Here is a 17,394-nt window from a genome sequence, read left to right on the forward strand (position 1 = left end):
ACACCCACAAAAAAGCCCGGCTGATCATCGATCAGTCGGGCTTTTTTAGTGCTTGAAAATGACTTACTTCTTCAAGCCGTAATGCTCATCCAGCATGCCTGGGGCGTTCGGCGTTTTTGGCGCGTAGTCCCGTGGTGGCTCCTGATTTTCCCGGGGTGGGGTCAGGCGTTCCCGTGGCGCTTGCGGTGTATCGGAATGCAGCGCGGCCAGCAGGCGCTGACGCGTGATGTCGTCGAGGGCCAGGCGGTTGGCGCCATCGGCGAGGTGGTCCTGTACTTCCTGGTAGCTCTGGGTGAGTTTCTTGACCAGGGTCGCGGTGCTGTTGAAGTGGGTAACAACCTCGTTCTGATAACTGTCAAAACGTTCCTGAATGTCATCCAGCTGACGCTGCGTGCGGTTAGGCGCGGCATTCGGCAGCAGGCGAGCAACCAGGAATCCAATGGCGACACCGGCAACCAGGGCGAGAGTCGGCAACAACCAAACTAAGAGCGAGTGTTCCACGAGTCCTTCCTCTATAAACGGCTTTGCTTTACGTTAACGGCTCGGACCTGCGCTGTATACCGCGATTAAGCTCGCAATGATGCCATGCACAGACTTTTAGCTAGACGAGTCGACCCTTTGAGAGGTCACGGAGTTCATTCCTTGCTCATGCGTGAAACCCCCGTTTTGATCGATGGCCCGGTAGGCCAATTGGAAGCCCTGTACCTGGATCACCCCGAACCACGTGGCCTGGCGCTGATTTGCCACCCTAACCCGGTGCAGGGTGGGACCATGCTCAATAAAGTCGTATCGACCCTGCAGCGCACTGCTCGTGATGCGGGTTTGATTACGTTACGTTTCAACTACCGTGGCGTTGGCGCGAGTGCCGGCACCCACGATATGAGCACCGGTGAAGTGGACGATGCCGAAGCGGCTGCCACCTGGCTGCGGGAAAAGCACCCCGACCTGCCGATCACCTTGCTCGGTTTTTCATTCGGCGGCTATGTGGCTGCCAGCCTCGGCGGGCGTCTTGAAGCCAAGGGCGAAAAGCTCGCGCACCTGTTCATGGTCGCCGCCGCAGTGATGCGCCTGCGCGACACCGACGTGTTGCCTCAAGGCTGCCCATTGACCTTGATCCAGCCGGAAACCGACGAAGTGGTTGATCCGCAGACCGTCTACGACTGGTCCGCCGCCCTGAAACGCCCCCATACGCTTCTGAAAGTGGCAGAATGCGGACACTTTTTTCATGGCAAGCTCACCGATCTCAAGGATCTGGTGCTGCCGCGCCTCTCGAATTGATAGCAGTCTGATAAGCGATTACCCATGACGACTCGTACCCGTATCCTCACCGGCATCACCACCACCGGCACGCCGCACCTGGGCAACTACGCCGGTGCGATCCGCCCGGCGATCCTCGCCAGCCAGGACGCCAATGCCGATTCCTTCTACTTCCTGGCCGACTACCACGCCCTGATCAAATGCGATGACCCGCAGCGCATCCAGCGCTCGCGTATGGAAATCGCCGCGACCTGGCTGGCCGGTGGCCTGGATGTGAACCGGGTGACCTTCTATCGACAGTCCGACATCCCGGAAATCCCCGAGCTGACCTGGCTGCTGACCTGCGTCGCCGCCAAAGGCCTGCTCAACCGCGCCCACGCTTATAAGGCGTCGGTGGACAAGAACGTGGAAAACGGCGAAGACCCGGATGCGGGCATCAGCATGGGTTTGTACAGCTACCCGGTGCTGATGGCGGCGGACATCCTGATGTTCAACGCGCACAAGGTGCCGGTTGGCCGCGACCAGATCCAACACGTGGAAATGGCCCGCGATATCGGCCAGCGCTTCAACCACCTGTTCGGCAACGGTAAAGAATTCTTCACCATGCCTGAGGCGTTGATCGAAGAAAGCGTCGCCACCTTGCCGGGCTTGGATGGTCGCAAGATGTCGAAGAGCTATGACAACACCATCCCGTTGTTCACCAGCGCCAAGGACATGAAAGACGCCATCTCGCGGATCGTCACCGACTCCCGCGCGCCCGGCGAGGCCAAGGACCCGGACAACTCGCACCTGTTCACCTTGTTCCAGGCATTTGCCAGCAAGGCACAGGAAGCAGAGTTCCGCGCTGAGCTGTTGCAGGGCCTGGGTTGGGGTGAGGCGAAGAACCGTCTGTTCCAACTGCTGGACGAGCAACTGGGCGAGGCCCGTGAGCGCTACCACCAACTGATGTCGCGCCCTTCGGACATGGAAGACCTGTTGCTGATCGGTGCCAAGAAAGCCCGTGCCGTGGCGGCACCGTTCCTGGCCGAGCTGCGTGAAGCGGTGGGCCTGCGTTCGTTCGTCGAGCAGGCTGCGGCGCCGGTCGCGACCAAGAAGAAAGCCGCTAAAGCTGCGCGTTTTGTGAGCTTCCGCGAAGACGACGGCAGCTTCCGCTTCCGCCTGTTGGCGGCCGATGGAGAACAACTGCTGTTGTCGCGCAATTTTGCCGACGGCAAAGCGGCTGGCGCGGTGACCAAGCAGTTGCAAAGCGGCGACGCGTTGGACGTGCGCACTGAAGCCCTGAGCTTCAGCGTATGGCTGGACGGTGATGTCGTGGCCGACAGTGCCGAGTTCGCCGACGGTGCATCGCGCGATGCCGCCATCGCTGCCTTGCGCGTTGCGTTGACCCCAATCGAGGATTAACCCGACCAAGGGTTGATTGCCATTATCCAGGGCCGTCGTTACAGTGGCGGCCCGTTTTTGTTGCCTTGCTAACGAATTATGACGCCCCTAGAACGATATCAAGCTGATCTGAAACGCCCTGAATTCTTCCATGACGCAGCCCAGGAAAATGCGGTGCGTCATTTACAGCGCCTGTACGACGACCTGGTCGCGGCCTCGCAAAGCAAACCAGGGATGTTCAGCAAGCTGTTTGGCAAGAAAGACCACACGCCGGTTAAAGGCCTGTATTTCTGGGGTGGCGTTGGCCGGGGCAAGACCTACCTGGTAGACACTTTCTTCGAAGCGCTGCCGTTCAGGGAAAAGGTCCGCACGCACTTCCACCGCTTCATGAAGCGTGTGCACGAAGAGATGAAGACCCTGCCGGGAGAGAAAAACCCGCTGACCATCATCGCCAAGCGCTTCTCCGACGAAGCACGGGTGATTTGCTTCGATGAATTCTTTGTCTCCGACATCACCGACGCCATGATCCTCGGCACGCTGATGGAAGAGCTGTTCAAAAACGGTGTGACCCTGGTCGCCACCTCGAACATCGTGCCTGACGGCTTGTACAAGGATGGCCTGCAACGTGCACGCTTCCTGCCGGCCATCGCGCTGATCAAGCAGAACACCGAGATCGTCAACGTCGACAGCGGTGTCGACTACCGCTTGCGTCACCTTGAGCAGGCGGAGCTGTTCCACTTTCCGCTGAACGAAGCGGCGCACGAGAGCCTGCGCAAAAGCTTCCGCGCCCTGACGCCGGAATGCACTCAGGCGGTGGAAAACGACAAGTTGATGATCGAGAACCGCGAAATCATCGCATTGCGCACTTGCGATGACGTGGCCTGGTTCGACTTCCGTGCATTGTGCGACGGCCCGCGCAGCCAGAACGACTACATCGAACTGGGCAAGATCTTCCACGCGGTGATCTTGAGCGGCGTTGAACAGATGAGCGTTACCACTGATGACATTGCGCGCCGTTTTATCAACATGGTCGACGAGTTCTACGACCGTAACGTCAAGTTGATCATCTCGGCGGAAGTCGAGCTCAAGGACCTCTACACCGGCGGTCGCTTGAACTTCGAATTCCAACGCACGCTGAGCCGCCTGCTGGAAATGCAATCCCACGAGTTCCTGTCGCGCGGGCACAAGCCTTAAGCACATGCACGGGCGTTCCCACGCGGAGCGTGGGAACGATCATGTGCTTACGCGGCCTGTTGGAACTGCTGGCGGTACTGGTTAGGCGACAGCTCGGTGTGCTGCCTGAACAACCGCGCAAAGAAGCTCGCATCGTCGTAACCCACCTCGTAACTGATGGTCTTGATGCTTTTGCGGCTGGCCGAGAGCAAGCCCTTGGCGGTCTCTATACGTAAGCGCTGCAAGTAGTGCAGGGGCTTGTCACCGGTGGCTGTCTGGAAGCGGCGCATGAAGTTGCGAATGCTCATGCCGTGTTCCCGGGCGACGTCTTCGAAGCGGAACTTGTCGGCGAAATGCTCTTCGAGCCAATGCTGGATCTGCAGGATAATCACGTCCTGATGCAGCTTCTGGCCACCAAAACCAATGCGTCCCGGCGAGTAGCTGCGTTGCACTTCATAGAGAATGTCGCGGGCCACGGCCTGGGCGATGTTGGCGCCGCAGAAGCGTTCGATCAGATAAATATAGAGGTCGCAGGCGGAGGTGGTGCCGCCAGCGCAATACAGGTTGTCGGCGTCGGTAAGGTGCTTGTCCTGGTTGAGCTGCACCTTGGGGAAGCGTTCGCTGAAGGCGTTGAAAAAACGCCAGTAGGTGGTCGCTTCCTTGCCATCGAGTAACCCTGCTTCGGCGAGCCAGAACACCCCGGTGGCCTCACCGCACAGTACCGCGCCGCGTGCGTGTTGTTCGCGCAGCCACGGCAGCACTTGCGGATATCGGGTGCACAGGGCGTCGAAATCATCCCAGAAGGCCGGCAACACAATGATGTCGGCGTTTTCCAGGCCGCCGTCCACCGGCATGATCACATCACTGAAGCTGCGCACCGATTGCCCGTCCGGGCTGACCAGGCGCGTTTCAAACGCCGGGGTCAGGCCCAGGCCTTGTTGCTTGCCATACCGCAGGCTGGCGAGATGGAAGAAATCCTTGGCTTGCATGAGGGTGGAAGCGAATACCCGATCAATGGCCAAAATGCTGACGCGCCGCAAGGGCGTGGAGATTTGGTTAGACATAATTTCATTTATTCTTATAGGGGAAAGTGGTCACCAGACGGCTGGATCGTCTTATTTTTTGTCGCATGTGTCCAGTGTCCCGTGACGCCTTCGCGGCATAGTCTCTGTGGACTCGTCCTTGTCCGACAATCCACGCAGGTGACCCATGATCCCCAGAACCTTGTTCAGCTCGGAGCACGAACTCTTCCGCGAGAGCGTGCGAACCTTCCTCGAAAAGCACGCTGCACCGTTCCATGGGCAGTGGGAAAAACAGGGTTATATCGACCGTGATCTATGGAACAAGGCGGGGGAGGCGGGCATGTTGTGTTCCCATCTGCCGGAGGAATACGGCGGCCTGGGCGCGGACTTTTTGTACAGTGCGGTGGTGATCGAAGAGATCAGCCGATTGGGTTTGACCGGCATTGGTTTTTCCCTGCATTCGGACATTGTTGCGCCGTACATCCTGCATTACGGCAGCGAAGCGCTGAAGCACAAATACCTGCCCAAATTGATCTCCGGCGAGAAGGTTACGGCCATCGCAATGACCGAGCCGGGTGCCGGTTCCGACCTGCAAGGGGTCAAGACCACTGCGGTTCTGGACGGTGATGAGTATGTGATCAATGGTTCGAAGACTTTTATTACCAACGGCTATCTTGCTGACCTGGTGATTGTCGTGGCCAAGACCGATCCCAAGGCCGGTGCCAAGGGTACCAGCCTGTTTCTGGTGGAAGCCGACACGCCGGGATTCGACAAGGGCAAGCGCCTGGAAAAGGTCGGCATGAAGGCTCAGGACACTTCGGAGCTGTTCTTCCAGGACGTGCGGGTGCCCAAGGAGAACCTGCTGGGGCAGGCGGGCGCAGGCTTCGCGTATTTGATGCAGGAGTTGCCGCAGGAGCGTTTGACTGTGGCGATTGGTGCGTTGTCGTCCGCTGAGGCTGGGCTGCAGTGGACGCTGGACTACACCCGCGAGCGCAAGGCGTTCGGCAAGGCGATTGCCGATTTCCAGAACACCCGGTTCAAGCTGGCGGAGATGGCCACCGAGATTCAGATTGGTCGCGTATTTGTGGACAAATGCATGGCGCTGCATTTGGAGGGCAAGCTCGACGTGCCCACGGCTGCGATGGCCAAGTACTGGGCGACGGACCTGCAATGCAAAGTGCTCGACGAGTGCGTGCAACTGCACGGCGGCTACGGCTTCATGTGGGAATACCCGATCGCGCGGGCCTGGGCGGATGCGCGGGTGCAGCGGATTTATGCGGGGACTAACGAGATCATGAAGGAGATTATTGCGCGGGCGCTTTGAAGGTTTTGTGGTGTGCCGATCGTTCCCACGCTCCGCGTGGGAATGCCGCACTGGACGCTCCGCGTCCGCTTTAAGGTCGTGACGCAGAGCGTCACAGGATGCATTCCCACGCGGAGCGTGGGAACGATCATTGCGGGCTAATCAAGGTGCTGGATTCGGGTGATCCTTTTGAATCGCCTCAATCCCCGCCAACACTTCAGCTGACAACTTCAAATCAGCACTGGCGATGTTGCTATCCAGCTGCTCCAGGCTCGTGGCGCCGATGATGTTGCTGGTCACAAACGGTTGCTGCGTCACAAACGCCAACGCCATCTGTGCCGGGTCCAGGCCGTGTTCCCGAGCCAGTGCCACGTAACGGCTGCACGCCGCCTCCGACTGCGGGTTGAAGTAGCGGCTGAAGCGGCTGTATTCCGTCAGGCGGGCTTTTGCCGGGCGTGCACCGCCTTCGTACTTGCCGCTGAGCATGCCGAACGCCAGGGGCGAGTAGGCTAGCAGGCCGCATTGTTCACGAATTGCGATTTCCGCCAGGCCCACTTCAAAGCTGCGGTTGAGCAGGTTGTAGGGGTTCTGGATTGATACGGCACGGGTCCAGCCACGGGCTTCGGCCAGGGCCAGGAATTTCATGGTGCCCCACGGCGTTTCGTTGGACAGGCCGATGTGGCGGATCTTGCCGGCCTTGACCTGCTCATCCAGCACTTCGAGGGTTTCTTCCAGTGGTGTGAGGTTGTCTTCGTCCTTGTGCTTGTAGCTCAGTTGGCCGAAGAAGTTGGTGCTGCGCTCCGGCCAGTGCAGTTGGTAGAGGTCGATCCAGTCGGTTTGCAGGCGTTTGAGGCTGGCGTCCAGGGCTTCGACGATGTGCTTGCGGTTGTGGCGCAAGTGACCGTCGCGGATGTAGTCGATAGTGTTGCCGGGGCCGGCGATCTTGCTGGCGAGAATCCAGTCGGCACGGTCGCCGCGGCTTTTGAAGTAATTACCGATGTAGCGCTCGGTGGTGGCATAGGTGTCGGCCTTGGGCGGTACCGGGTACATTTCCGCTGTATCGAGGAAGTTGATCCCTGCGGCCTTGGCCCGTTCGATCTGCGCGAAGGCCTCTGTCTCGCTGTTTTGCTCGCCCCAGGTCATGGTGCCCAAGGCTATCGCGCTCACGTTCAGATCCGTACGGCCCAGCTGTCGATAATCCATCGGGTACTCCTTCGGGGAAAACAATCATAAAAGCAGGTTGAATTTTTTTTCGCAATCTGCATAATTGCCCACCTCTTTCTGCAGTGGAAGTGATGCGCCGCCTGCCGAAGAATCTTGCCGTTGAACGGACGCGCCGACCCGAGCCCCCGATAGCGTCTGTATCCGGCTGCCTTTGACTTGTCAAAGTACGCACTATTCAGTAAGATCCGCCGTCTAATTTACAGGGCGGCCCCTGAGGCTATTAAAGAATGACAACTTTTACTGCAAAACCGGAAACAGTTCAGCGCGACTGGTTTGTCGTCGACGCCGCTGGTCAGACCCTGGGTCGTCTGGCCACTGAAGTCGCCAGCCGTCTGCGTGGCAAGCACAAGCCTGAGTACACCCCTCACGTTGACACCGGTGACTACATCGTGATCATCAACGCTGAGCAGGTACGTGTTACCGGCAACAAAGCGCAAGACAAAATGTACTACCGTCACTCCGGTTTCCCAGGCGGTATCAAGTCTTCCAACTTTGAAGGCCTGATTTCCAAGAAGCCTGAAGCCCCGATCGAAATCGCGGTCAAAGGCATGCTGCCGAAGGGCCCACTGGGTCGCGATATGTTTCGCAAGCTGAAAGTCTATGCGGGCGCTGTACACCCTCATGCTGCTCAGCAGCCCCAAGAACTGAAGTTTTAACGGAATAGTTCATTATGTCGGCGACTCAAAATTACGGCACTGGCCGTCGCAAAACCGCAACCGCACGCGTTTTCCTGCGTCCGGGCACTGGTAACATCTCGATCAACAACCGCACTCTGGAAAATTTCTTCGGTCGCGAAACTGCCCGCATGGTAGTTCGTCAGCCGCTGGAACTGACCGAGACCGTTGAAAAGTTCGACATCTACGTCACCGTTATCGGTGGCGGTGTAAGTGGTCAAGCTGGCGCAATCCGCCACGGTATCACTCGCGCTCTGATGCAGTACGACGAAACCCTGCGTGGCGCTCTGCGCAAAGCTGGCTTCGTAACTCGCGATGCCCGTGAAGTTGAACGTAAGAAAGTCGGTCTGCGTAAAGCGCGTAAGCGTCCGCAGTACTCGAAGCGTTAATTCGCTTTACGTTCCACAAAAACGCCCAGCCTCCTCACGGAGCTGGGCGTTTTTTATTGCCTGCGATTTATGCACAAATTTCTCCGTGACAACTTGCCACATCCGTAGACCCCCTATACTACAAGGCCTGGAGGCGGAGGCCCGGGCAATTCCCTTGTCAGACGTGGGGCTTTTCATTACCATTCGGCAAAATTTTTATAAGTTCAGATTTAATACTTAGTAGACGCCTGATTTAACAGGCCAAAAAGCTGATGGGAGAGGACTGAATGAGCAATGACGGCGTGAATGCAGGCCGGCGTCGCTTCTTGGTAGCAGCCACATCCGTGGTGGGTGCTGCAGGAGCGGTGGGGGCTGCGGTCCCGTTCGTGGGGTCATGGTTTCCCAGTGCCAAGGCGAAAGCCGCAGGTGCACCGGTGAAGGTGAATATCAGCAAGATCGACCCAGGCCAGCAAATGATTGCTGAGTGGCGCGGTCAGCCAGTGTTCATTGTTCGTCGTACCGAGGAAATCCTGGGGAATCTGAAGAAAATCGAAGGTCAGCTGTCTGACCCCGACTCGAAGAATTCCGACCAACCCGCCTACGTCGATAAGGAAATCCGTTCGATCAAGCCAGAGATTCTGCTGCTGATCGGTATTTGCACCCATCTGGGTTGCTCGCCTACCTTCCGCCCCGAAGTCGCTCCTGCTGACCTGGGCAAGGACTGGGTCGGTGGCTACTTCTGCCCTTGCCACGGTTCTCACTACGACCTGGCCGGCCGCGTCTACAAGTCACAACCCGCACCCTTGAACCTGCCGGTTCCACCACATCACTACGAGACTGACAGTGTCATTGTCATTGGCGTCGACGAGGGGGAGAAAGCCTGATGAGCAAGTTCATGGATTGGGTCGATGCGCGCTTCCCCGCCACCAAAATGTGGGAAGACCATCTCAGCAAATATTACGCTCCAAAAAACTTCAACTTCTTCTACTTCTTCGGCTCCCTGGCACTGTTGGTGTTGGTCAACCAGATCGTCACCGGCGTCTGGCTGACCATGAGCTACACGCCATCGGCAGAAGAGGCGTTTGCGTCCGTCGAATACATCATGCGTGACGTCGAGTACGGCTCGATCCTGCGCCTGCTGCACTCCACTGGCGCCTCGGCATTCTTCATCGTCGTCTACATGCACATGTTCCGTGGCTTGCTCTACGGTTCGTACCAGAAGCCCCGCGAGCTGGTGTGGGTCTTCGGCATGTTGATCTACCTGGCGCTGATGGCCGAAGCCTTCATGGGTTACCTGCTGCCGTGGGGCCAGATGTCGTACTGGGGTGCCCAGGTGATCATCTCGCTGTTTGGTGCGATCCCGGTCATCGGCAACGACCTGACCCAGTGGATCCGTGGTGACTACCTGATCTCCGGCATCACCCTGAACCGCTTCTTCGCCTTGCACGTGGTGGCCCTGCCGATCGTGATTCTGGGCTTGGTGGTGCTGCACATTCTGGCGCTGCACGAAGTGGGTTCCAACAACCCGGATGGCGTGGACATCAAGAAGCACAAAGACGCAAACGGCGTACCGTTGGACGGCATTCCGTTCCACCCGTACTACACCGTGAAAGACATTGTCGGCGTGGTGGTGTTCCTGTTTATCTTCTGCTCGATCGTGTTCTTTTTCCCGGAGATGGGCGGTTATTTCCTGGAGAAGCCTAACTTCGAACAGGCCAATGCCTTCAAGACACCTGAGCATATTGCCCCGGTCTGGTACTTCACGCCGTTCTACGCCATCTTGCGGGCCATCCCCGACAAGCTTATGGGCGTGATGGCGATGGGCGCTTCGATCGCACTGCTATTCGTCTTGCCGTGGCTCGACCGCAGCCCGGTCAAGTCCATGCGCTACAAAGGCTGGCTGAGCAAGATCTGGCTGTGGGTATTCTGCATCGCGTTCGTGATCTTGGGTGTACTGGGCGTATTGGCGCCAACCCCTGAGCGTACGTTGCTGTCGCAGGTCTGCACCTTCCTGTATTTCGCCTACTTCATTCTGATGCCGTTCTACACCCGGCTCGAGAAGACCAAACCGGTTCCGGAAAGGGTGACTGGCTGATGAAAAAATTATTCGTTGCATTGATGCTTGCGGCCCTGCCGCTACTGTCCTTCGCGGCCGAGCACGGCCCGGATCTGGAAAAAGTCGATATCGACGTATCTGACAAGGCCGCCATGCAAGACGGCGCCCGTACGTTCGCCAACTACTGCATGGGCTGCCACAGCGCCAAGTTCCAGCGTTATGAGCGAGTTGCCGATGACCTGGGCATCCCGCATGACGTGATGCTCAGTAACCTGGTGTTCACCGGTGCCAAAATTGGCGACCACATGACCATCGGCATGCAACCCGCCGACGCCAAGACCTGGTTTGGCGCTGCGCCGCCTGACCTGACCCTGGTGGCTCGCGTTCGCGGCACTGACTGGCTGTATGGCTACTTGAAATCCTTCTACGAAGACCCTGCGCGTCCTTACGGCGTGAACAACAAAGTCTTCCCGAATGTCGGTATGCCTAACGTTCTGGTCGGCCTGCAAGGCAAGCAAGTGATAGGATGTAAGCAGATTCAGCTCGTTGAAGACGGCAAGAAGCAATACGACCCGTTGACCGGTACGCCTTTGACCCATGAAGCGTGCGATCAACTGAAGATAGAAACCCCAGGTTCGTTGACTGACGAGCAGTTTGACGAGAAGGTCAAGAATCTCGTGACCTTCCTGGCCTACTCGGCCAACCCGGTCAAACTGCAACACCAGCGCATTGGTACCTACGTGTTGCTGTACCTGGCGTTCTTCTTTGTATTCGCCTATCTGCTCAAACGCGAATACTGGAAAGATGTGCATTGATCCAACCGTAAGCAATTGCTGTTAATCTTGCGCGCCCAGCGGCATCTCTGAATATGTAGTGGTCGGGTTGAACCTGATGCTACAGAGATGCTCTCTGGGCGCGCTCGTTTTTGAGCTTTCGATAATTTCAACAAGCGAGGAGGACCGCCATGGGCGTGACCAACCGGTTGGCCTGTTACTCCGACCCCGCCGACCACTATTCCCACCGAGTACGTATCGTGCTCGCAGAGAAGGGTGTCAGCGCCGAGATCATTAGTGTGGAAGCGGGTCGTCATCCGCCGAAACTGATCGAAGTGAACCCTTACGGCAGCTTGCCCACCCTGGTCGATCGTGACCTGGCGTTGTGGGAGTCGACCGTGGTGATGGAATACCTGGATGAGCGTTATCCGCATCCGCCTTTGCTGCCGGTGTACCCGGTGGCGCGTGCCAACAGCCGCCTGCTGATCCATCGGATCCAGCGTGACTGGTGTGGGTTGGTGGATGTGATTTTAGATACACGAAGTAAAGAAGCGGCACGTGTGCAGGCGCGTAAGGAATTGCGCGAGAGCCTGACCGGTGTTTCGCCGCTGTTCGCCGACAAGCCTTTTTTCCTCAGCGAGGAACAAAGCTTGGTGGATTGCTGCCTATTACCGATACTCTGGCGTTTGCCGATTCTCGGTATTGAACTGCCGCGGCCGGCCAAGCCGTTGCTTGATTACATGGAGCGCCAGTTTGCGCGTGAGGCTTTCCAGGCAAGTCTGTCTGGTGTCGAACGCGATATGCGCTAAGGCTTAAGGAGCCGCTGATGAACTCCAGTCGACCCTATTTGGTCCGCGCGCTCTATGAGTGGATTGTGGACAACGATTGCACCCCGCACATGCTGGTCAACTCCGAATTTCCGAAGGTTGACGTACCGCAGGGCTTTGCCAGTGATGGGCAAATTGTGCTGAACGTATCGCCGAGTGCCGTGCGCCACCTGCACATGGACAACGAGGCGGTGAGCTTCGAAGGGCGTTTTGGTGGCGTGCCGCATACGCTGTTCGTGCCGATTGGCGCGATTCTCGGGATCTATGCCCGTGAGAATGGCCAAGGCATGGTGTTCGATCTGGAGTCGCCTTTCGAGGACGACGAATCGATCGAAGGCGAAGACGGTGATGATGTGCCGCCGCCGGATGCCGAGCCACCTCGTCCAAGCGGGCGCCCGAGCCTGAAAGTGGTGAAGTAAGCGGTTTCCACCCTCGGGTGAGCCTGAAGGATGCCTCGACCTGTGTCGGGGCATTTTTTTGCGCGAAGGATATGGATGAAAGTCGTGACAGGACGGTGATCGTACAACCGCCATGGGCTATGATGCCCCCTCAAGTTCGCCGAGAAAGATGATTCATCATGGAAAACGCCAACACCGCCCCTCGTCTTCCCCGCAAGCGCCGCAGCCTTGCCCAGGAATTGGTCACGGTGTTGTCCGAGCAGATCCGCGACGGCCAACTCAAACGTGGTGATAAATTGCCCACCGAGTCGGCAATCATGGACGCCCATGGGGTCAGCCGCACCGTTGTGCGTGAAGCCATCTCGCGTTTGCAGGCGGCAGGGCAGGTGGAAACCCGTCATGGTATCGGCACCTTTGTGTTGGACACGCCAAGCCCGAGCGGCTTCCGGATTGACCCGGCCACGGTCGTGACGCTGCGTGATGTGTTGGCGATTCTGGAGTTGCGTATCAGCCTGGAAGTGGAGTCTGCCGGCCTGGCAGCTTTACGCCGTAGCGACGAACAACTGGCAGCCATGCGTGCAGCCCTTGATGCCTTGAATGAAAGCGCGGCGCACGCCGGTGATGCGGTAGCGTCAGACTTTGCCTTCCACTTGGAAATTGCGTTGTCCACCGGCAACCGTTACTTCACTGACATCATGACCCACCTGGGCACCAGCATCATTCCGCGTACCCGTCTGAATTCGGCCCGCCTGGCTCATGATGACCAGCAACACTACATGGGTCGCCTGAGCCGCGAACACGAAGAGATTTACGAGGCGATTGCCCGCCAGGATTCGGACGCGGCGCGAGCGGCCATGCGGCTGCATTTGACCAATAGCCGTGAGCGGCTGCGCCATGCCCATGAAGAAGCAGAAGCGCAGCGTAATTAGACTGAGCGATCCTTCCCACGCTCCGCGTGGGAACGCCACCCTGGACGCTCCGCGTCCCGATGCCGGCGCATGGCTCAAGCCCTGCGCAAGGTGACGCGGAGCGTCACGGGATGCATTCCCACGCTGAGCGTGGGAACGATCAGTCAGACAGGTTGGTTGGGCTTGTAGTCCTTGAGCAACAGATAAGTGCTCCAGCCCCACCAATCATTGGTCCAGTGCTTGTCGTTCAAGTCATTTACGTCCTTGCGGCGCAGCACCTTGTCTCCTTCCATCTTGAACAGCGGCGAGAAATTGTTCGCCGGGTTCTGCGCAGCGTTCAAGTCCGGCACATACAGCGGGGCCTTGAAGTTGGCCGGGGAGGGCGCTACACCGCTGATAAAGGTCTCGAAGATCTCATCGGCCGACGCTTGTACTGCGCGTTTGACCTGCACCCGATTGGCTGCGTCGATAGTGTCGAAGTAGCGTTTATCCCCGTAGGCGTGCCATTGATCACCCATGGCATTGCGCACCTTGAGCCCGAACTTGCTGTCTTCGTCGTGCATGAAGCGGCTGATCAGCGAGCCTAGTTCTCCCGGTGTCACCACGGCTGCCAATTGTTTGCGTGGCACTCGCAGGTGGCCCGCTGAAAACAAGTCGGTCAAAAAGTGATCAGCGAAACTGTTCATGGCGTAAGCCAATTCCAGTGCCTGGTCGGTACCGGTTTGATGAGCCACGACTGCCTGTTGCAGTGCCGCCGTATGGCCAGCCAAGTACGCCGACAGCGCCCACTCACCGAAGTGGTCGGCGTTGTCCGCCGCCAGTTTCAAGTAGCGCCCCAGCGGAATCAGAGCTGAAACAGCACTGCCACCGCCGGTGATGCGGTTCCATTCCTCGGACAACGTATCGCCCAGGGCGTCATAGGCTTCATGGGCTTGTTTGCCATCCTTGATTGCCTGGTTGACTGCGTTGATCTCCTTTTGCATCACCGCGAGGATTTTTTGAGCCTCTTCCCGCGAGGCGGGTAGCACTGCCAGCGTGTTGAAGGCCGCCGTAAAGCGTTGCACGCGATCGGCCGGGGAGGCGCCATCGCTGATGGGCTGGCCGGGAATGCCATAAAAATCGCCACCCAGAGCGATCACTTGTCCATAGGTCAGCGCCAGCCCGTTGGGCAGGTGCAACTCGACTTGTCGTGCAGGAATTGCCGGTGCGTCCTTGACGAAACGCAATAGGGTGTCATCGCCGATGGCGGTGTGTTCACCCCCTTCGAAACGCAGGGTAGGTGGGTTTTTTTCGGGTGCTGCGAGTTCTAGACCTGACATGTTAGCTCCTTGCTATGTCGTAGGAATCTTCCTTAATAACTGTATATACATACAGCTATTCGGAGCATATATGAATAATTTCCTACGTCAAGAGGGCGTGTTTAAACACCCGATCTGAGATGAGGCCCGATGAATTGCAGTTGACGAATTTATTTATAGTTGTACGATGACGTACGACATCATCACAACCAACAACCTTTCGACAGAAAGTCTTCGCCCAGGGTGTTCGAATAATGAATCCACAAGAACTGAAGTCCATCCTCTCCCACGGTCTGCTGTCTTTCCCCGTGACCGATTTCAACGCCCAGGGTGACTTCCACCAGGCGGGCTACATCAAGCGTCTGGAATGGCTGGCCCCTTACGGCGCCACCGCATTGTTCGCAGCGGGCGGCACCGGTGAGTTTTTCTCCCTGGCCGCCAGTGAATACTCCCAGGTGGTGAAGACTGCAGTTGATACCTGTGCCACCAGCGTGCCGATTCTGGCCGGTGTCGGTGGTTCGACCCGCCAAGCCATCGAGTACGCCCAGGAAGCCGAACGTCTCGGCGCCAAAGGCTTGCTGCTGCTGCCGCACTACCTGACTGAAGCCAGCCAGGACGGGGTTGCCGCCCACGTTGAAGCGGTGTGCAAGTCGGTCAAGATTGGCGTGGTGGTCTACAACCGCAACGTCTGCCGCCTGACCGCGCCACTGCTGGAACGCCTGGCTGAGCGCTGCCCGAACCTGATTGGCTATAAAGATGGCCTGGGTGATATCGAGTTGATGGTGTCGATCCGCCGTCGCCTTGGCGACCGTTTCAGCTACCTCGGTGGCCTGCCGACTGCAGAGGTTTACGCCGCTGCCTACAAGGCCCTGGGCGTGCCGGTGTACTCCTCGGCGGTGTTCAATTTCATCCCGAAAACCGCGATGGACTTCTACCACGCGATTGCCAAGGACGATCACGCCACCGTCGGCAAGATCATCGACAACTTCTTCCTGCCTTACCTCGACATCCGTAACCGCAAAGCGGGTTATGCCGTGAGCATCGTCAAGGCAGGTGCAAAAATCGCCGGCTATGACGCAGGCCCAGTACGCACGCCGCTGACCGATCTGCTGCCGGAAGAATACGAAGCTCTGGCCGCGCTGATCGACAAGCAAGGTCCGCAGTAACCCATCTACAAGGCCGCTGAGAAATCAGCGGCCTTTTGCGTCAGGAGAAGATTTGTGTCCCAAGCCAAGCGTTTTGAAAACTACATCAACGGCCAATGGGTGGGCGGCGCGGACTATTGCGTCAACATCAACCCGTCGGAGTTGTCCGATGTCATCGGCGAATACGCCAAGGCTGACGTAGCTCAGGTCAACGCTGCCATCGATGCGGCCCGCGCGGCGTTCCCGGCCTGGTCGACGTCCGGCATTCAGGCTCGCCACGATGCCCTGGATAAAGTCGGCAGCGAAATCCTCGCCCGTCGCGAAGAACTCGGCACTTTGCTGGCTCGGGAAGAGGGCAAGACCCTGCCCGAAGCCATTGGCGAAGTGACCCGCGCCGGCAATATCTTCAAGTTCTTTGCCGGTGAATGCCTGCGTTTGTCTGGTGACTACGTGCCGTCGGTGCGCCCGGGCGTCAACGTTGAAGTCACCCGCGAAGCCTTGGGTGTGGTCGGCCTGATCACCCCGTGGAATTTCCCGATTGCCATCCCCGCCTGGAAAATCGCTCCGGCCCTGGCCTATGGCAACTGCGTGGTGATCAAACCGGCTGAATTGGTGCCGGGCTGCGCCTGGGCCCTGGCCGAAATCATCTCCCGAGCAGGTTTCCCCGCCGGTGTGTTCAACCTGGTGATGGGCAGCGGCCGTGTGGTTGGCGACGTGTTGGTCAACAGCCCGAAAGTCGACGGCATCAGCTTCACAGGTTCCGTGGGTGTGGGGCGCCAGATCGCCGTCAGCTGTGTGTCGCGTCAGGCCAAAGTGCAGTTGGAAATGGGCGGTAAGAACCCGCAGATCATCCTCGACGACGCCGATCTCAAACAGGCTGTCGAGCTGTCGGTGCAGAGCGCGTTCTACTCCACCGGCCAGCGTTGCACCGCCTCCAGCCGCTTGATCGTTACCGCCGGTATCCACGACCAGTTCGTTGCGGCCATGGCTGAGCGTATGAAGTCGATCAGAGTCGGCCACGCCTTGAAAAGCGGTACCGATATTGGCCCGGTGGTTTCCCAGGCCCAATTGGATCAGGACCTGAAATACATCGACATCGGCCAAAGCGAAGGCGCGCGCCTGGTAAGCGGTGGCGGCCTGGTGACCTGCGATACCGAAGGCTACTACTTGGCGCCAACCCTGTTTGCCGACAGCGAAGCCGCCATGCGCATTAGCCGTGAAGAGATCTTCGGCCCGGTGGCCAACGTGGTGCGCGTAGCGGATTACGAGGCAGCGCTGGCCATGGCCAATGACACCGAATTCGGCCTGTCGGCGGGTATCGCTACCACGTCGCTGAAGTATGCCAACCACTTCAAGCGCCACTCCCAGGCCGGGATGGTGATGGTCAACCTGCCGACTGCCGGTGTGGACTATCACGTTCCATTCGGTGGCCGTAAGGGCTCATCCTATGGTTCGCGTGAGCAAGGTCGCTATGCGCAAGAGTTCTACACCGTGGTGAAAACCAGCTACATCGGTTCGTAGGACGCGTAACCAGTGGGAACCGGTTGCCTGTCGGTTCCCACACCCAAAACAGAAATGATTACCCGCA

At 58.2% G+C, this 17,394-nt stretch carries 18 protein-coding genes; 14 read left to right on the plus strand and 4 right to left on the minus strand.

The window, feature by feature from the left end; translation table 11 throughout:
• Positions 1-63: 63 nt before the first annotated feature.
• On the minus strand, positions 64-501 hold the full coding sequence (locus BFL40_RS22200) for a Z-ring associated ZapG family protein (RefSeq protein ID WP_071485941.1): 438 nt from the start codon (positions 499-501) through the stop codon (positions 64-66).
• Between the two features lie 147 nt (positions 502-648).
• On the opposite strand from BFL40_RS22200, the gene BFL40_RS22205 reads away from it, so the two are divergent.
• The 3 genes from BFL40_RS22205 (at position 649) to zapE (ending at position 3,831) form a co-directional block, all read left to right on the plus strand.
• The gene (locus BFL40_RS22205) at positions 649-1,278 is read left to right on the plus strand and encodes an alpha/beta hydrolase (RefSeq protein ID WP_071485942.1); all 630 of its coding nucleotides are present in this window, start codon (positions 649-651) and stop codon (positions 1,276-1,278) included.
• A 24-nt stretch (positions 1,279-1,302) separates the two neighbouring features.
• Complete coding sequence (locus BFL40_RS22210) at positions 1,303-2,658, plus strand: tryptophan--tRNA ligase (protein WP_071485943.1); 1,356 nt, start codon at positions 1,303-1,305, stop codon at positions 2,656-2,658.
• A gap of 78 nt (positions 2,659-2,736) precedes the next feature.
• On the plus strand, positions 2,737-3,831 hold the full coding sequence (zapE, locus tag BFL40_RS22215) for a cell division protein ZapE (protein ID WP_071485944.1): 1,095 nt from the start codon (positions 2,737-2,739) through the stop codon (positions 3,829-3,831).
• A gap of 47 nt (positions 3,832-3,878) precedes the next feature.
• Here zapE and BFL40_RS22220 read toward each other — a convergent pair whose 3' ends face one another.
• Entirely contained in the window at positions 3,879-4,799 is a 921-nt protein-coding gene (locus tag BFL40_RS22220) for a GlxA family transcriptional regulator (RefSeq protein ID WP_174555609.1), read from the minus strand.
• Between the two features lie 220 nt (positions 4,800-5,019).
• On the opposite strand from BFL40_RS22220, the gene BFL40_RS22225 reads away from it, so the two are divergent.
• On the plus strand, positions 5,020-6,156 hold the full coding sequence (locus BFL40_RS22225) for an acyl-CoA dehydrogenase family protein (protein WP_071485946.1): 1,137 nt from the start codon (positions 5,020-5,022) through the stop codon (positions 6,154-6,156).
• A 141-nt stretch (positions 6,157-6,297) separates the two neighbouring features.
• Here BFL40_RS22225 and BFL40_RS22230 read toward each other — a convergent pair whose 3' ends face one another.
• Positions 6,298-7,338 carry an NADP(H)-dependent aldo-keto reductase gene (locus BFL40_RS22230; RefSeq protein ID WP_071485947.1) on the minus strand — a complete coding sequence of 347 codons (1,041 nt, stop codon included), beginning with the start codon at positions 7,336-7,338 and terminating at the stop codon, positions 6,298-6,300.
• 248 nt (positions 7,339-7,586) lie between these two features.
• Between BFL40_RS22230 and rplM the strand changes: the two genes are divergently transcribed.
• The 8 genes from rplM (at position 7,587) to BFL40_RS22270 (ending at position 13,384) form a co-directional block, all read left to right on the plus strand.
• Positions 7,587-8,015, plus strand: a complete 429-nt coding sequence (gene rplM, locus BFL40_RS22235) for a 50S ribosomal protein L13 (protein WP_003171742.1) — start codon at positions 7,587-7,589, stop codon at positions 8,013-8,015.
• Between the two features lie 14 nt (positions 8,016-8,029).
• Complete coding sequence (gene rpsI, locus BFL40_RS22240; protein WP_003216038.1) at positions 8,030-8,422, plus strand: 30S ribosomal protein S9; 393 nt, start codon at positions 8,030-8,032, stop codon at positions 8,420-8,422.
• A gap of 266 nt (positions 8,423-8,688) precedes the next feature.
• A complete protein-coding gene (gene petA / locus BFL40_RS22245; RefSeq protein WP_017477750.1) occupies positions 8,689-9,285 on the plus strand; it encodes a ubiquinol-cytochrome c reductase iron-sulfur subunit in 597 nt (198 codons plus the stop codon).
• Entirely contained in the window at positions 9,285-10,496 is a 1,212-nt protein-coding gene (locus tag BFL40_RS22250; RefSeq protein ID WP_071485948.1) for a cytochrome b, read from the plus strand. The genes petA and BFL40_RS22250 overlap by 1 nt, the downstream gene beginning before the upstream one ends.
• Positions 10,496-11,272 (plus strand): cytochrome c1, encoded by a 777-nt coding sequence (locus BFL40_RS22255; RefSeq protein ID WP_071485949.1) that lies wholly within the window; start codon positions 10,496-10,498, stop codon positions 11,270-11,272. Before BFL40_RS22250 ends, BFL40_RS22255 begins: the two co-directional genes overlap by 1 nt.
• Before the next feature lie 149 nt (positions 11,273-11,421).
• Positions 11,422-12,039 carry a glutathione S-transferase N-terminal domain-containing protein gene (locus BFL40_RS22260; protein ID WP_024073431.1) on the plus strand — a complete coding sequence of 206 codons (618 nt, stop codon included), beginning with the start codon at positions 11,422-11,424 and terminating at the stop codon, positions 12,037-12,039.
• Between the two features lie 17 nt (positions 12,040-12,056).
• Positions 12,057-12,476: a ClpXP protease specificity-enhancing factor gene (locus BFL40_RS22265; RefSeq protein WP_071485950.1), complete on the plus strand. Its 420-nt coding sequence runs from the start codon at positions 12,057-12,059 to the stop codon at positions 12,474-12,476.
• A 158-nt stretch (positions 12,477-12,634) separates the two neighbouring features.
• A complete protein-coding gene (locus BFL40_RS22270) occupies positions 12,635-13,384 on the plus strand; it encodes a FadR/GntR family transcriptional regulator (RefSeq protein WP_071485951.1) in 750 nt (249 codons plus the stop codon).
• Between the two features lie 143 nt (positions 13,385-13,527).
• Here the strand turns inward: BFL40_RS22270 and BFL40_RS22275 are convergent, their stop codons facing one another.
• Entirely contained in the window at positions 13,528-14,682 is a 1,155-nt protein-coding gene (locus BFL40_RS22275) for a phospholipase (protein WP_071485952.1), read from the minus strand.
• Positions 14,683-14,915: 233 nt separating this feature from the next.
• Between BFL40_RS22275 and kdgD the strand changes: the two genes are divergently transcribed.
• Both kdgD and BFL40_RS22285 read left to right on the plus strand, forming a co-directional pair.
• Entirely contained in the window at positions 14,916-15,827 is a 912-nt protein-coding gene (kdgD, locus tag BFL40_RS22280; protein ID WP_064450699.1) for a 5-dehydro-4-deoxyglucarate dehydratase, read from the plus strand.
• Between the two features lie 54 nt (positions 15,828-15,881).
• Entirely contained in the window at positions 15,882-17,327 is a 1,446-nt protein-coding gene (locus tag BFL40_RS22285) for an aldehyde dehydrogenase family protein (protein WP_071485953.1), read from the plus strand.
• Positions 17,328-17,394 lie beyond the last annotated feature (67 nt).

It is taken from the genome of Pseudomonas costantinii (assembly GCF_001870435.1).
Taxonomy (GTDB): domain Bacteria; phylum Pseudomonadota; class Gammaproteobacteria; order Pseudomonadales; family Pseudomonadaceae; genus Aquipseudomonas; species Aquipseudomonas costantinii.

Coding starts and splice junctions, on each gene's coding strand:
- BFL40_RS22205 (WP_071485942.1), top strand. CDS start 649: ATGCGTGAAACCCCCGTTTTGATCGATGGCCCGGTAGGCCAATTGGAA.
- BFL40_RS22210 (WP_071485943.1), top strand. CDS start 1,303: ATGACGACTCGTACCCGTATCCTCACCGGCATCACCACCACCGGCACG.
- zapE (WP_071485944.1), top strand. CDS start 2,737: ATGACGCCCCTAGAACGATATCAAGCTGATCTGAAACGCCCTGAATTC.
- BFL40_RS22220 (WP_174555609.1), bottom strand. CDS start 4,799: ATGCAAGCCAAGGATTTCTTCCATCTCGCCAGCCTGCGGTATGGCAAG.
- BFL40_RS22225 (WP_071485946.1), top strand. CDS start 5,020: ATGATCCCCAGAACCTTGTTCAGCTCGGAGCACGAACTCTTCCGCGAG.
- BFL40_RS22230 (WP_071485947.1), bottom strand. CDS start 7,338: ATGGATTATCGACAGCTGGGCCGTACGGATCTGAACGTGAGCGCGATA.
- rplM (WP_003171742.1), top strand. CDS start 7,587: ATGACAACTTTTACTGCAAAACCGGAAACAGTTCAGCGCGACTGGTTT.
- rpsI (WP_003216038.1), top strand. CDS start 8,030: ATGTCGGCGACTCAAAATTACGGCACTGGCCGTCGCAAAACCGCAACC.
- petA (WP_017477750.1), top strand. CDS start 8,689: ATGAGCAATGACGGCGTGAATGCAGGCCGGCGTCGCTTCTTGGTAGCA.
- BFL40_RS22250 (WP_071485948.1), top strand. CDS start 9,285: ATGAGCAAGTTCATGGATTGGGTCGATGCGCGCTTCCCCGCCACCAAA.
- BFL40_RS22255 (WP_071485949.1), top strand. CDS start 10,496: ATGAAAAAATTATTCGTTGCATTGATGCTTGCGGCCCTGCCGCTACTG.
- BFL40_RS22260 (WP_024073431.1), top strand. CDS start 11,422: ATGGGCGTGACCAACCGGTTGGCCTGTTACTCCGACCCCGCCGACCAC.
- BFL40_RS22265 (WP_071485950.1), top strand. CDS start 12,057: ATGAACTCCAGTCGACCCTATTTGGTCCGCGCGCTCTATGAGTGGATT.
- BFL40_RS22270 (WP_071485951.1), top strand. CDS start 12,635: ATGGAAAACGCCAACACCGCCCCTCGTCTTCCCCGCAAGCGCCGCAGC.
- BFL40_RS22275 (WP_071485952.1), bottom strand. CDS start 14,682: ATGTCAGGTCTAGAACTCGCAGCACCCGAAAAAAACCCACCTACCCTG.
- kdgD (WP_064450699.1), top strand. CDS start 14,916: ATGAATCCACAAGAACTGAAGTCCATCCTCTCCCACGGTCTGCTGTCT.